The organism is Flavobacterium sp. FG19, assembly GCF_057809475.1.
On sequence record NZ_JBMDKA010000053.1, the window covers coordinates 1 to 15575 of the forward strand.

Below are 15575 nucleotides of genomic sequence, written 5' to 3' on the forward strand. Positions count from 1 at the left end.
GCTCATTATTATCAAATTTAATTATAAATTCGTCTAAACTTTTGGGTGCAGTCTAGAGACATTTGCGCAGCTTTTCATGAAAACTCTTCGAAGAGTGGAGGATTATCGATTGGCTTTGAAACATTTTTTTTAGTCAAATAATTGTCACTCCAAGAATAAAGTGGCGTTATTGTTTCTAGTTTTTTGAGGATTTTTATATATAGGTCATAATCTTTTTTTAGAAGCTTATCATTTGGCGAATCTTTTAATTCTTGCGAAAAAATATTTAGCATCTCGTTGGTTAATTCTTCATATCTTGGATGCGAGCAAAGTTTCCAAACTATAACTTTTTTATAAAAACCATAACCTGAAAAAACATCTGAAATAAAGCCATTATCATTTGTTTCTAAAAAAGGTAAAATATCTATAATACTTTCCCAATATTTAAAGAATGTATTTGCGTTGTTTTTTATATATTCTTCGATAAAAACTAAAATCTTATTTAGTTGTTCTTCTGAATTTAAAGACAATATATCATTACTTGGCAAACGTTCATTGAACTTAGTTCCAAATAAAAAATCATGTTCCCTGGCGCCTAATATCCAATTCGAATACTCTCCTTCTGATGAACCAAAGAATGACATTACGATTTTATTGCTGACAAATACACTTACATTTTTAAATTCCTCGTCTTTCAGAAAAATTCGAAAGCCATGTACTAATTTCTCGTCTTCTTTGACAAATAGTAGTCCATATTTGTCTTTCTTTAAAAATTTAAAGCCTTTAGGTAATATTTTCAATGTAAACTCTTGGAGATTATTAAATATATCACCAGATTGTTTTATTCTGCTTATCTGCCAAGCAGCAAAATGAGAGTTTAATATTACGGCCAGCTTATTATAGTTTTCTTTGGTGTCAAAAACACTATAGATTGAATTGTAATTATCAAATAGAGAAACATAATCTTCGATATAATTATCATTATAATAAAAATTCAAAAACTCTATTCCATTTTCGTTAAGTTCATCATCTGAAAGAACCCCGTCTATATTAATATATAATTGAGGACCTGAGATTTCTCTATTTTTTAATTTCTGAATCTCATCTCTATTTTGTATTGTAAAATCGTTAGAAACAAGTTCATTCTCGATTAACCATGCCAATAATAACCCACCATGAGTATATGCAGATTTAATGTTTAACCCAGCTTCTATTACAGCTTCTAAATGGTATTTCGCTTTGTCGTAGATCATGCTTATAATTATTTTTTTTTAATATATCGAGTTTGTATTAAAGAACTAATAACAATTCAATTAATATAGTAAGCTTCTGAAAGCCCCGGCTCTGCAAAGTGTCCATTCAAAAATCTAAACTCGCTGGCAAATGTCTCCGACTTTGCACTAGTTTAAATAAATATATTTTTAATTTAACTTACCATTTCCATTATCCCATACCAATGATGCTTCTCTATTACAACCACCAAAATAATTACCTAAAATATAAATAGTTTTTTCTTTGTGACTAATTTTCAGGATAATTGGAAAATTAGCAAGTTCGAATGTTTTAAAAGATAAGGAGGATTTTATTTTTCCTGCTTTGTTTATTTTGCTTAAATCTAATATTTTCTTCAAACTACTATTTAGTTCATCATTTTTTGTATCAATTATTTCATTAGCATATTGTTCCCTAATAATTCCTCCAGTTTTATTAATTTTTTGAAAAAGATAATGATTTGGATTGTCTAGATTTTCTTTAACCATAACTTTTCTATAAAATTTTTCTTGCAATAATTCTTTTGAAACCGGGAAAATTTCATAGTCAAATTCTTCAATTTCTACTCCATTAAGAGTATATATATTGAATGTTAGTATTCCTCCACCACAAGCTTGTGAAAATCCATTTTGAGAAATTAAGATTCCAACAAATAAAATCCATTTTATCATCTTTTTCATTTAGTTCTTACTTTTATTGAGGATTACCTATAACTTATATATAGGGCAAAACCATCAAAATTTGAATAGGCATGTATGATAAATATTTATTTCAAATATATAATTTTCTCAATACAAACCATGAAAAGGACTTTATATTTGATTGATGCTTTTTGCCGCTTTATGAGTAATTAAACAAACAAAAAGCATAGAAAAAATTAAGATACACATACTTAAATATTCTAATAATCCAAGATGATCTGGTTAGATATTTGAATGCTTCCGCTAGTAAGTAAAGCTTTGGAGAAATCTGGCGCTTTTTGTTTTTACCTTTTTCTGATTCTCTTTGCGGGTACAGATTACAAATCTGCATTGTTGTCTACACATCGGAGTGATCGGATTATAAAATTCTATTCTTTTAAATGAATAAAATATTCCAGATTTTAGATATAATATCTGACAAAAGAATATTTATGGGATATTTTTTTATCTTTGAAATTCAGACTTTTTATGCAGATAGCTTTATCTTTGAACCTTCAGAAAAATGACTCATTATGGAACAGAAAATTCATCAGGGAAGAAACGTAAAACGTTTCAGGGAAATGCTTAACATAAAACAGGAAGCACTGGCTTATGATCTGGGAGAAGACTGGAGCCAAAAAAAGATTTCTCTGCTGGAGCAGAAAGATGTAATTGAAGATACTATCCTTAAACAAATCTCTTCAATATTGAAAATTCCTGTTGAAGCTTTTCAGAATTTTGATGAAGAGCAGGCGGTGAATTTAATTTCATGTAATTTCTCAGATAATGCCATGTTCAATAATAGAATTGAAATTTTTAATAATAATCCGATTGAGGAAATCAAAAAGCTTCATGAAGAAAAAATTGCCTTGTTTGAGCGCATGCTGAAAGAGAAAGACGAAATGATGGCAAGGCTTGAAAAATTAATCAATAAATAATCCTTTTAAAAAATACTAATTCAGGTAAAACCCAATTACATATTGCAGTAAAATTTGAGTTGAGCGTCAAATATAAATTTACAACCTAATAAAAAAGCTTCAGATTTCCCTGAAGCTTTTTCTATGTTTAAGAACGTGGTTTTGACAAATTCCTGTCATACATAATGATAGTTCCTGCCACGGCCACATTTAGACTTTTTTCCGATTTAAATTTCACTAAATGATGACATTTATCCATTGCTTTTTTGGACAATCCATGATCTTCTGCCCCTAATAAATAAACACATCTTCTTGGATGTTCAAAAGTTTCCAGATCAGATGCTTTTTCGGCCAGTTCTACACCAACCAATCTTGCTCCTTTTGGTAAATTTTCAAAGAAAGCTTCAAAAGTTTCGTAATGAAAATAAGGAATTGCTTTTACTGCATCATGAGTATCACATGCTTGTTTTGCATATCGATTACCAATGGTAAATATAAAAGTTGCTCCCATATTCTGGGCCGATCGCCACAAAACCCCCAAATTTTCAGGTGTTTTACCATTTTGAATTCCTATGCCAAAATATTCGTTTATAAAATTATCATTCATGACGGCAAAAGTACAAACTTTAAATATTTCCGGAAACGAGATTATTACCAAATTGTTATTCTGTCTTTCTTTGGTAAAAACATTTTATCTCCCGGCTTTACATTAAAAGCATCATAAAAAGGTGTCGTATTCATCAAAGGTCCATTTACACGCCAGTTTGGCGGCGAATGCGGGTTATTGTTAATCCACAAACGCAGGAACTCGTCTTTCATTTTTACTCTCCATATTTTGGCTATAGAAATAAAGAAGCGCTGGTCTGGCGTAAAACCGTCGATTTTGGTGTTTCCTTTTCCTTGTTCGGTCATTTTAAAAGCGTCGTAGGCAACAGCTATTCCGGCAATATCTGCTGTGTTTTCGCCAACTGTCATTGCGCCATTAATGTGTAAATTGTCTAAAACGGTAAAGGTGCTGTACAAATTGATTACCTGTTGTATTCTGGACTTAAACTGTGCATAATCCTCTTTTGTCCACCAGTTTTTCACGTTGCCTTCCTTGTCGAACTGCGCTCCCTGATCATCAAAAGTATGCGTTATTTCATGACCTATAACCATTCCAATACCACCATAGTTAAGTGCATCATCTGCATTATTATCAAAATAGGGGGCTTGTAAAATACCAGCAGGAAAAACAATTTCGTTTGCCGTAGGGTTATTATAGGCCGTAACGGTTGGCGTTGTCGTATACCACTCTGATCTGTCTACCGGTTTACCCAATTTTGCCAATTGAAACTGATAGGCCGCTTTAGAAGCCGAAACCATATTCTCAAAGTACGTATTTCTCGTTATCTGAACATTACTATAATCCCTCCATTTATCCGGATATCCTATTTTTTTAGTAATGGCAAATAACTTTTCTTTAGCTTTTTGTTTGGTAACAGGACTCATCCATTCCAATTTATCAATTCTTTTGGCGTAGGCTTCTTGCAGATTATTCACGAGAACCAGCATGCGTTTTTTGGCATCTTCTGAAAAATATTTCTTCACATACAATTCGCCCAATGCTTCGCCTAAGTAATTGTCTACAACATTTGCCATTTTCTCGCCGCGTGATTTTTGAACCGCCTGACCCGAAAGCACTTTGGTATACTCAAATGAAGCATCTGCAAAAGGCTTACTCAAATCATCTGCATATCGTTCTAAAGAATTGGCTTTCAGGTAAATTTTCCAGTTCGTAACTGGTATCGTTTTTAAAAGCTTATTAAGAACATCATAATAGCCCGGCTGTCCAACATTGACAGAATCTGTTTTAGCACCCAAAGTATTTAAAAAAACGGTCCAGTTTATATTGGGATGTCTTTTGGCAAGGTCTGTCACAGCCGTTTTGTTATAATTTGCCTGCACATCCCTAAGTTCCACTTTTGTTCTATGCGAAACGGCGAGTTGTTTATCGATATCATAAACCAAATCGGCATTCTTTTTGGCCTCTGCGGCATTGCTGCCTGTTTGCTGAAATAAGACAGCAAGGTATTTTTTGTACGCTTTCTGTATCGCAAGGGTTGATGCATCTGATTTGAAATAATAATCCCTGTCTGGCAGACCGATACCCGTTTGATAGAGCTGGGCAATATTCATTTTACTGTTTTTATCATCGGGTGACACTCCAAAACCTATAATAGAAGAATTGTCTGCTTTTACTTCATTCACTACAAAACTCATTAAAGACGGCAAATCTTTAATGGCATCAATTCTTGCAAGCAGAGGTTTGACAGGTTCATAACCACGTTTATCAATGGTAACCGTATCCATTCCTGAGGCATAAAAGTCCCCTACTTTTTGTGCTGTACTTCCTTCCGGATTCTTGTTTTTCGAAACACTATCCAGTATTCCCTGCAGGCGAATCCGCTGCGGAAAATTCATAAACATATAGGCCCCGACTCCGGCCTGAGAGGCAGGTATTGATACAGAATCATACCATTTGCCGTTTACATACCTAAAAAAGTCATTGCCTGGCCGTAATGTGGAATCTATTCCGGTGATAGCGGCAATTTTTTTCTCCTGATGTTTGGAACATGCTGTAAAAGCTATGAATGCAATGAAGAGTATTAATGATTTTTTCATAAGCTGGATTATTTCTATTAAAATGAACTGAAAAACGTTTAAAACCAGAAATTTTAAAATGGATATTCCTGATACCATTTTAGCATAACAATATACAAATTCGGTTTTTAATTTTAAAGTTTTTGTCAGAATACTTCCGATGATAAAAAAGCCGTAAAAAAATCAGTTTTTTTTGTTTTAACCATTCTTTAAAATAGAATACTCCCCTCTTCGACTGTATTCATAAAACTAAGAATAGTCAAAAACACTAAATAGCCAAAAGAGATATTTAATCTGGTATCCTTTTTTAATATTACAAATTCTGTAACCGAACCTTCATAAAACTCTTCGGTAAAAAAAACACAAAACACTAAAAAACAAGTATTTATACTCAATTTTATTTAAATAAAATTAAGTTACTTAGCTTTTAATTATTAGTATTTCTTATTGTACAGCGAATCATAGTTTTAACTTTAAATGTAATTTGAGATGAAAAGAAGAGAGCTTTTTACAATGTGCCTGTTATTTATACTATTTAGTAACTCTTATGCACAAACTAATTTAGAAGAAACTAAAATATGCACTGAAATTAGTGAATATAATAAGAGTGGGGAGAAAATAGCACTCCTTAGAAAAGAAAAATGGGAACCAGGTCAAACATTACGAGTGAAATTTCTGGATTCGAATCCGTTTTTCCAATCTAAGGTACAGCAGTTTGCTACGGAATGGTCTAAGTATTGCAATATTAAATTTGCATTTGTCACAACTGGTTTTGCAGAAATAAGAATAAGTTTTACGAAAGGAAAAGGCACATGGTCAATAATTGGGAAATCCTCTGCACAATATTCTGTAGATCCTAATACGGGTAATGTTACTGAAACAACTACCGGAACTACTATGAACTACGGATGGTTTAACGATAATATATCAGATCAGGAGTTTTACAGGACTATAACTCATGAATTTGGTCATGCCATTGGACTCATTCATGAACATCAGTCTCCGGCGGCAGCAATATCCTGGAATATACCTGTTGTATATGAATACTACCAAAAAACGCTGGGATGGACAAAACAGCAAGTGGATATAAACGTACTTAAGAAATATTCTAAGGATGAAACGCAATATTCTGCATATGACAAATTCTCAATTATGCAATATCCCATTCCGGCCATATTATTGTTAGACCCTTCGCAGGCTGTAGGCTGGAATTCTACGCTCTCTCCTACAGATAAATCATTTAGTGCAGCACTTTATCCTTATACCCAAAAATAAAAGGAAAAAACGATTCTCTTCATATAGATCAAACAAAAGAAATTCTCAAAAGCACACTTAGAAAAGAATATTCTTTCAAAACAGATCATTTTCAAAAATTTTAAATTTTTATTTGAAAAATATGGTTTTTACAAAAAAAGAAAAAAAAACGGCGTACAACAGAAATCAATTTACTATTAGTCAAACCAATACGTTCCGTCTCATCCCTTTTATAAACGAATGGATTAATTAGAAATAGGGTACTTTTGAATAATTTCTAAAAGTTTTTTTTAAAAGTTTCTTGTATATCTCAGAATTAGTTCTAATTTTGCACCCGCAATAACAAAGCAGGTCCGTTCGTCTATCGGTTAGGACGCCAGGTTTTCATCCTGGTAAGGGGGGTTCGATTCCCCCACGGACTACTAAAAAAGCTTCAGATTTCTCTGAAGCTTTTTTTATGCGCGTTTTTTATCTGAAATTTTGCGGGATAAATCCCGAATTAAGTTATGCTTTTCGAGATTTCAATATAATAATCAGCGTGTACAGTATTATCAAAACAACAAGTACAGCATTGAAACAAACAATGTTCAGATAATCTGATGCTATAATTTCCTGAATTCCTTCAAGCCCTTCTTTCCTGTCGGTATGAATAATTTCATCGACCGCATACTTTTTATTCAGCAGTAAATTAATTATCAGTAAAATGGCATAAGTAATTACTGAAATACTTTAAAATACAACGGCGACTGTCCCATATTTTTCCCTCATATCATCTGTATTTGTTAACAGCTTGTTGGATTATAAAAAACAAGAAACTTTTCGATCACCTTATTCGTTTTACTATTCTTTACCCTTATCTTATAAACATTTTTGGTAACAAAAAAGGTAATAGGTAATTTATCAACCGTTTCAACTTTTCTAACGTCCCTGTACCATTCCGGAGGGCAGTCTTCTTTTACGACAGCTTTTAATTCTTCCAGAGTAAAATCGATGGTATGATCTGCGGCTGCTTCATAATATGGAATTCTTAAATCTTTCGGGTCAATTTTACATTCCTCCCATTCCGAAGTATAGCTTTTCCAATCATCTAAAACATAAAACGGATTATCAATATCACTTTTGGTTGTTACTCCAATTTTCACTTCAAACTGTGTATACAATTCTATTTCGTCAAATTCGGTCTGCTCAATTTTAAATGATTTTTCAAACATAGAATGACCGGGAATAAGCTCAAAATAAGCTGTATCTTTTTGAGTTACATACAAACTATTGTTAAGATAATCGCCATTCCAGTTCATACTAATATATTCTATTGAAAGAGTCAAATCAGGAAATTGGATTCTGATATCTTTTGGGGAGTTGCTTTCACTTTCTTCTTTTTCAGGAACTGGATTTTCTTTCTGAGGAAGTAAAGTGTCCTTCTTACTTAATTTTTGATCTGGCTTTTTTGAAACCTCATTACAAGAGCATAATAAAAAACAAAATAGTAGTGTCCGGAGTATAATTTTCATATGGTTTAAAGATAGCAGTATGTTTTACCTTTGTTATTGGCTATTTTTTGTACTTATAAATGCGGTACCCTTCTCTCTGTTCAAATCCATTTATATCATACTCCTGTTCTAAAACGCTGTCAAGAATAATAGCCATATTAATCCCAATCGGATCATTTAATTCATCCGAAATCAAAAGCGCTTCCTCACGGTTTATAAAATTTTCTTTTATATACTTTCTGGCCTCTTCAATTGTCCTGATTAGATATGGTGATTCTGCTTCTTTCATTTATTCTGTTTTGTTTCAAAAGTTAGTTGGGTAAATATAAATATTTCTCAGATTCATTGCCGCCAAAAATCATTGCTTTTTACATTCATTAAAAAAATAATGCCATTTCAATACAATGCTCACAAATAAACACAAATCATAAATTAAAGTGTAAAAAATAATTAAATCCTTTATTTTTTAACATCCTATTGATATTTTCATTATCATTGTAGCACAGTATAGAATAGTACTGCATTTTAACCACTTAAAAAAATGAATTATTATGCAAGAAAAAATTACAAGAGAAAGATTATCCATCAAAATGTTCTTTACCATTTTATTGCTGCTAAGTGCAATATATGGTTCAGCTCAGTCTTATGAGTTCGAAAATGGCGTTCGTACTAACAATGCCGACATACAAAACTGCGATTCCTGTTCCGGAAAAATTGTTGGTAATTTAGGAGGCAGCAGCACTGTTTCTACAAATGTTACTGTATCGACTGCGGGCTGGTACAACCTGCAGTTATTTTATTGTACCGGAGATCCCAGAACGATTCGCTTAACGGCAGGTTCTGCGGCTGCTATTGCAATTCCCTGCGATCCCAGCGGCGGATGGAGCACTGCCGCTTCCAAAAACCTGAGTGTATATTTAAACAGCGGAACCACTACCCTGCTTTGGGACAATCCGAATTCGTGGGCACCCAATTTAGATAAATTCGTTCTGACTCCTATTAATTCTTCAAGCCTTCAAACCATTAGCTTTGGCACTAATAACAGCATTGTTTACAACTTAGGTTCCAAAACGTACAGTATAAAATTCAACGGAGTTACGACAATTGCCAATGCCTCCGCCTATGCCAACAGTGACCAGCAGTATTTGAGCGGCAATTTTACCTCGGCTGTTTATACATCGGAGGCTTTTACAGATAATATTGGAAGCGGTACCAAACATATCTTTACTCTGAGCGGCAATTACACACTGGGCATGCAGCAGATTTTTTACACCTACAGTAATAAAAATTACCTGGCCGTACAGGTTGTGCTTACCGGAAACGGATCTAACTGTTACAAAATGTCACCTTTAACAAGTTATGAGACAACGCCAAATTTTGGCAGCGGCGATACCAGAGCTTTATTTGTACCTTATGATAATGATGCCTGGATTCGTTATAATGCTTATCCACTCAATTCAGCTGATTTTACAGGATCTGAAGTTACCAGCATTTACAACAACACTAACCGTAAAGGTCTGGTAATAGGTTCTGTTGAACATACTAAATGGAAAACCGGTATTACCATTAATGGCGGAGGTGCCTCATCTGCCTATGTTTCGGTTATTGCCGGATGGACCAAAAAAGAGGTCACAAGGGATAATCGCAGCCACGGCTGGGTAAATGTGGGTCAGACGAGCTGTCCTTCTCCCAAAATACTAATTGGCGCTAATGATGACTGGAGAACAGGCATGGAGGAATTTGCACAGGCAAACGCAGCGATGCAGCCTAAATATATTTTTGACTGGACTGCTCCTAAACCTATGGGATGGAACAGCTGGGGCGCCATGCAGACTAACATTAACCTGACCAAAGCAAAAGCAGTAGTTGATTTTTTTCATGACGACTGTCCCGCTTTTAAAACAGAAGACAACACTCTTTTTATAGACCTTGACTCCTACTGGGATAATATGACCGATGCCCAGCTGGCTCAGTTTGTTACGTATGCAAAAAGCAAAGGTTTTAAAGCCGGTATTTACTGGGCTCCCTTTGTAGACTGGGGTAAATACAACCGACAGGTTGAAGGAAGCTCCTACAACTATAACCAATGCTGGACCCTGGTTAACGGGAGTCCGTTTGAACTTGACGGCGCTTATGCTATGGACCCAACAAGTCCGGGAACCAAAGCCCGTATAAAATATTTTATAGATCGTTTTAAAACTGCCGGTTTTGAGATGATAAAAATTGACTTTCTAACCCACGCCAGCATAGAAGCAGACAGTTTTATAAACTACCAGCTGCACACCGGAATGGAAGCCTATCAGGAAGGTATGAAGTATTTAATTGATGAAATTAACGGCACTATGCTGGTTCAGGCCGCCATATCGCCCAATCTCGCGACTGGTCCATTTGTACATGTACGACGCATTGCCTGCGATGCCTACAGCACCATCAGCGATACTGATTATACTCTGAACAGCACCTCATACGGCTGGTGGCAAAACCAGATATACGATTACCTTGATGCAGATCATGTTGTTTTTGGTAATTCTTCTATAGGCGAAAACAGAGCAAGACTTCTAAGTAGTATTGTAACCGGAACCGTTATTACTGGTGATGATTTTTCTGTTAACGGAAACTGGAAAGCCAGAGCTCAGACTCTTTTACAAAATAATGATGTTATGAATACCGCCCGCAATGAAATGCATTTTCTTCCGGCCGATGGAAATACTGGATATAATGCTTCCAATATTTTTTCGGCCACACATAACGATGTTACCTATGTTGCCGTATTTAACTATAGTAATACCGCTGTAACCAACAATGTTAATTTAAGCCGCCTGGGGTTAGGCTCCGGAAATTATAATGTAAAAGAATTATTTTCGGGCAGTACAAGCACTACACAAGGCACCCTGAGTGTACAGCTGCCTCAGGCCGATGCTGCTTTCTATGCTATTTATCAGGGATCAACACTGAGTGTCCCTAATTACAACTGGGGAACGGTGTCTGCTAATTACGTTTTTCCAAATCCGGTATCTGATACTTTCCGTATAAAATTTGATAAAGCCGTTAACGGACCGGCTGTTATTTCGCTTTATGATACAGGAGGTAAAGAACTTTGGAAAAACACAGTTACTATTGACAATAAAATGAGTACAGAGATACCTGTTCCTAATTTAGCAAAAGGAGTTTATATGGTAAAAGCAGTAACATCCGGAAATACGGTTCAGAACTTTAAGTTTATTAAACGATAACACTTTTTACTTTCGACATTCAATAGTCCGCTTAAGGATTATTAAACAAATTAATTAGACACCTGTAATTTCTTCAGGTGTTTTTTTTTATATGATATTTTATAATGTGAACATCTGGACTAACTGCTACTTTCTTCAATATGTACTTCATCTGTTCCGCATCAGCCAAAAGAAACTCTGCTTTTTTATTTAATTCTAAAACCTGGGCTTAGAATAACCAATCTTTTCGATCCAATCCGGATTTTCGAGTCTGCCATCTTCCAGAAAAATATCTGTGGATTTATGAATAAAATTTGTTTCGGTATTTTCCCTTTTTCCACAAAACAAAACACTACTATCTATCAGGTAAAAACCAAAAAATTAGAGCTAAATTAAAAAAGAATAAAAGATTCAAATTTTGAAAGGAAAAGATTTATCAGAAATTGTTTGATATTAAATAAAAAGAGAGGACCGTAAAGCCCCCTCTCTCCTATAGACGTTTTTCAATTAAGCGAACATCCAAAATCAATATTGCAGCATTAAGGTCAAAATCAAGAAATTATTTTATGACCTTTAATGTTTTTAAAAGCTTTCCATTATGGTCTACTTTTAAAAAATAGACTCCTTTTGGTAATAATTTACCTGACAAGTCCAACGTTTCATTTATCATGCCTGCATCATATGTTTTATTAGAAATTAAACTTGAAAGCAAAGCTCCTTTCGCATCATACAAAGAGACATTAATCGTTCCGGGGTCTTCCATCTGAAAACTCAGAATTGGAAAATCATTTAAGGGATTTGGACTAATGGTAATAGCTTTTTTACTTTTATTAAAATCAACCGTTGACAATACTTTAGAATTATTTACCCTTGCCACAATTTGACCTCCTTTATTACCGGCCATTACAATTTTATTATCCGGCTGAATAACCATTGTTGCAAAATAATCGTGGCCTTCACCAAAAGTGGTCGTAAAATACCCATTGTTACCAAAGGATGTGTTTAAACTTCCATCCAGAGTATACGATTCCAGACCAAAATCATAGTTAGTCGTAAGACCGGCACTGTAACCTACAATCAGGTTATCATTATAATCAATCTTAATATCGACAGCAAAGCTTGCTATATTTGTTCCAAAATCTCTAAGTATTTTACCATTAGAACCAAATGAATTGTCTGTTTTACCATTTGCAGAATATTTCACAACAAAGGCATTATATTTTGTACCATTAAAAGTTGAACCTCCTATATAAATATCATTATTTTTTGATATTACACATTTATTCAATTGAGCAATTTGATTGTACTTTTCTTGAATTATACCGTTTCCTTCTGTTCCGAAACTCTTTACAAGCTCTCCGTTAGAATTATATCTTGCCAGTAAGTAGTGGGAAGGTAAGTTCAGTCGGCCGACAGCTATTATATCTTCATTCTCAATAAACTTCATATCAAATATTTCCCCTCTCGAAATACCAGGAGTATAAACAAATCCATTTGAACCAAATGCTGAATCAATGCTGCCATCAGCATTAAAACGGGCTAATCCAAAAGTTGTATCACCAGTGGTTAAGGAATCAAATGAACCGCCAACAATGATTTTTCCATTTTGCTGAATCAATAAAGAGTTTACAGCCTGTGAATTTTCTAAATTTACAATTCTGATGCCATCATCACCAAATGAAGAATCCAAACTGCCGTCTTCATTATATCTTACTATCATAATATCTGCATAACGTTTATCACCAGCAGGAGCATACGTAGTTCCGGCAGCAACGATCTTGCCATCAGTCTGCAAAAGTATACTTTGTGCACTACAATGATCTCCAACTAAAGTTGTTGTAAAACCGTTATTACCAAATGTGGTGTCCAAAGCTCCGTTTGAAAGATACCGTACGATTAAAAATGACGAACCCTTGGCAAAAGAATAGGTATTACCAACGGTTATAATTTTACCATCGGGCTGTATAACAGAGCCATAGGCCTGATTATTAGCTCCGAAACTGTTGAATACTTTTCCTCCCGTTCCAAACGAGGCATCAAGAGTACCTTCCTGCGAAAATGCAGGACAGGAAAACAGTAAGGATAAAGCAAAGATAAATTGGGGTAAAGTTTTTCTCATTTAATTTCTTTTAATATTGTTTTTGATTACTTCTTTGGATTAAAAAAATATAGCCGGAGGCTAATCTAGTCCTATTTTCCTTGTTATGTTACACGGATTTCACTTTTTTTTAAAGTAATCACCAATTATTATATGAGCCATAAGCACGTATTTAAAAGACGCTAAAGAGAGCCGCAAAAATTTGTTTTAAAAAATGACAAAAGATTTTGATTTAATTATTTTATTACAGATAATAATAACACAAATAAATTATGAAATTTTTAGAGCTTTTGAATTAGCAAAACAATAATAACTATTTTAAATCATTGTTTTTTCAAGTAAAAAAACAGCTCCGCAAAGTGTTTAATCATGCTCCGCAGATATTTCTGACTTTAAAACAAAACTTTCTAAAATAAAAATGCTGTTAAGACTTAATCCGTAAAAGTCGGGAGACTTTTGACAGGTCTTTTTTATTCAAGCTATAAAAAATGCGCAAAGTCAGAGACATTTACGCAGCTTTTTATAAGGAACTCTTCGCAGAGCGGGGGGCAGTGCATAGTAGGTTGTCTCTACTTTACTAAATTCCGTATCTCTATATTTATCATCATTGACATTCACATTTAGGAATTTTCGCTATTTTATCAACTGCATAAGATTTATCATATCTTTTATAATTTACTATTCTTTTCATTATATTTTCAGAATACTTTAGATCTCTTTTAGTTTTAATAAAATTCATAACATCATCAATATTATTTATTTTTTTTCTACAATTTAGACCTTCAAAAAAATAGAGTTTTCCTTTTAAAAGAATTAGAATTATTGAAGTTTTAAAATAATTATTCAATGATGCAATGTGATAAACATGATTATCAACAAACTCAATTAAAATCTTTTCTTTATTGGGTGCGATATTTGTTGTATCTACCAAATCATAGATAAAGAAATTGTAAGATTTTTCTGTTGCAACCGAATACTTCATAGGGTGATTTAATTCATATTTTTCATCTAACTTATTTAGTATTGATGAAATCTGTTGAAGAATCTCTATTCTATTATACAATCTATCTTTATTTAATGCGAATTCATTTTTTGTACCATCTTTTTGTGCGTAACAAAAACTTACTATAAGAAACATTACTAGTATTTTCATGACTATCTTTTTGTAATTTCTTTTACTACTTTATATTCTAAAGTAGTAGCAGCATTTTCGACGTTTCGGGTATTAACTTTACCATCATGTCTATCTTTAATTGTCAAAATATCTTTTTTATCTAAATTATGAACCGTTTCATGCGAAAACACTGTTACTATTCCCTGATTTAGAGTCAAAGCTGGATTTAGATACTCACTTTGAAGATCGGAAATTCCCTCCTTTATATTTCCTGCAAATACTGTTAAAGTAGCTTCTTTATAAACAACATCCCCATTCTTATCAGTAATGAACTCAGGAGTACCTGAAAATTTTCCCGAAGTTCCATCACCAATCCAATTTAATGCTTTCCCATCTTTATCATGTGCCTGATGGAGTCCAAAAAGATCGTTATTAACTACACCTTTTTCAAGTTTTAAGTTTGTTTTTGTTTCATTATCTGCAACACTTTTAAATTGTTCTTTAGACGTTTCACTTCCTTCTTCATTAATCATTTCTACAATACTTTTAGTATCTTCAGTTGCATTATCACTTACCGTTAATTTTCCATTTTCATCTTGATTGTATGTTATTGCATTTCCATCGACCCCTGGAATCCATTTTGCCTGCATCCCATCAGGGTCAATAAAAAAAACAGGATTATTAAGAGCATAAACATAAGGAGAAAAACGTCTTGAAGTTTCAGCCAGTGGGTCAACATTCATCCATCGACCAAGTGCAGGATCATAATTACGTGCTCCATAATCGTAGAAGTTAAGGCTCAACTCGTCTTGCAATTCCTTGCCGTTGTACTTATACTTATAATTAGAGTTGACTACCGGATTTCCATATCCGGATTGTTTAAGCCCAAAAGGATAATAATGGTTTTCGTCTTCCA

The 15575-nt window shown here is 33.8% G+C and carries 12 protein-coding genes and 1 tRNA gene; 4 read left to right on the forward strand and 9 right to left on the reverse strand.

The features are described 5' to 3' along the window. Positions 1-74 precede the first annotated feature (74 nt). Entirely contained in the window at positions 75-1232 is a 1158-nt protein-coding gene (locus tag ACODST_RS27080) for a DUF7832 domain-containing protein (protein WP_488935218.1), read from the reverse strand. Between the two features lie 168 nt (positions 1233-1400). Then, positions 1401-1931, reverse strand: a complete 531-nt coding sequence (locus ACODST_RS27085) for a hypothetical protein (protein ID WP_488935219.1) — start codon at positions 1929-1931, stop codon at positions 1401-1403. A 533-nt stretch (positions 1932-2464) separates the two neighbouring features. Here ACODST_RS27085 and ACODST_RS27090 point away from each other — a divergent pair. Beyond that, the gene (locus ACODST_RS27090) at positions 2465-2869 is read left to right on the forward strand and encodes an XRE family transcriptional regulator (protein WP_488935220.1); all 405 of its coding nucleotides are present in this window, start codon (positions 2465-2467) and stop codon (positions 2867-2869) included. 127 nt (positions 2870-2996) lie between these two features. Here ACODST_RS27090 and ACODST_RS27095 read toward each other — a convergent pair whose 3' ends face one another. Together ACODST_RS27095 and ACODST_RS27100 are read right to left on the reverse strand one after the other, a co-directional pair. Beyond that, a complete protein-coding gene (locus ACODST_RS27095; RefSeq protein WP_488935221.1) occupies positions 2997-3455 on the reverse strand; it encodes an RNA methyltransferase in 459 nt (152 codons plus the stop codon). A 44-nt stretch (positions 3456-3499) separates the two neighbouring features. Further along, positions 3500-5512, reverse strand: coding sequence for a M13 family metallopeptidase (locus ACODST_RS27100; RefSeq protein ID WP_488935222.1), 2013 nt, complete (start codon positions 5510-5512; stop codon positions 3500-3502). Positions 5513-5980: 468 nt separating this feature from the next. On the opposite strand from ACODST_RS27100, the gene ACODST_RS27105 reads away from it, so the two are divergent. Both ACODST_RS27105 and ACODST_RS27110 read left to right on the forward strand, forming a co-directional pair. Continuing rightward, positions 5981-6766 (forward strand): matrixin family metalloprotease, encoded by a 786-nt coding sequence (locus ACODST_RS27105; RefSeq protein WP_488935223.1) that lies wholly within the window; start codon positions 5981-5983, stop codon positions 6764-6766. A gap of 329 nt (positions 6767-7095) precedes the next feature. Then, positions 7096-7167 (forward strand) — tRNA-Glu (locus ACODST_RS27110). A gap of 360 nt (positions 7168-7527) precedes the next feature. Here ACODST_RS27110 and ACODST_RS27115 read toward each other — a convergent pair. Together ACODST_RS27115 and ACODST_RS27120 are read right to left on the reverse strand one after the other, a co-directional pair. Further along, positions 7528-8256: a hypothetical protein gene (locus ACODST_RS27115; protein WP_488935224.1), complete on the reverse strand. Its 729-nt coding sequence runs from the start codon at positions 8254-8256 to the stop codon at positions 7528-7530. Positions 8257-8296: 40 nt separating this feature from the next. Further along, positions 8297-8524, reverse strand: a complete 228-nt coding sequence (locus ACODST_RS27120) for a hypothetical protein (RefSeq protein WP_488935225.1) — start codon at positions 8522-8524, stop codon at positions 8297-8299. Between the two features lie 262 nt (positions 8525-8786). On the opposite strand from ACODST_RS27120, the gene ACODST_RS27125 reads away from it, so the two are divergent. Then, positions 8787-11468 carry a T9SS type A sorting domain-containing protein gene (locus ACODST_RS27125; RefSeq protein WP_488935226.1) on the forward strand — a complete coding sequence of 894 codons (2682 nt, stop codon included), beginning with the start codon at positions 8787-8789 and terminating at the stop codon, positions 11466-11468. A gap of 538 nt (positions 11469-12006) precedes the next feature. On the opposite strand, the gene ACODST_RS27130 is transcribed toward ACODST_RS27125, so the two are convergent. The 3 genes from ACODST_RS27130 to ACODST_RS27140 form a co-directional block, all read right to left on the reverse strand. After that, positions 12007-13566, reverse strand: a complete 1560-nt coding sequence (locus tag ACODST_RS27130) for a T9SS type A sorting domain-containing protein (protein WP_488935227.1) — start codon at positions 13564-13566, stop codon at positions 12007-12009. 583 nt (positions 13567-14149) lie between these two features. Beyond that, positions 14150-14698 carry a hypothetical protein gene (locus tag ACODST_RS27135; RefSeq protein ID WP_488935228.1) on the reverse strand — a complete coding sequence of 183 codons (549 nt, stop codon included), beginning with the start codon at positions 14696-14698 and terminating at the stop codon, positions 14150-14152. 2 nt (positions 14699-14700) lie between these two features. Beyond that, positions 14701-15575: RHS repeat-associated core domain-containing protein (locus ACODST_RS27140; protein WP_488935229.1), on the reverse strand; the 875-nt coding region annotated here is incomplete at its 5' end.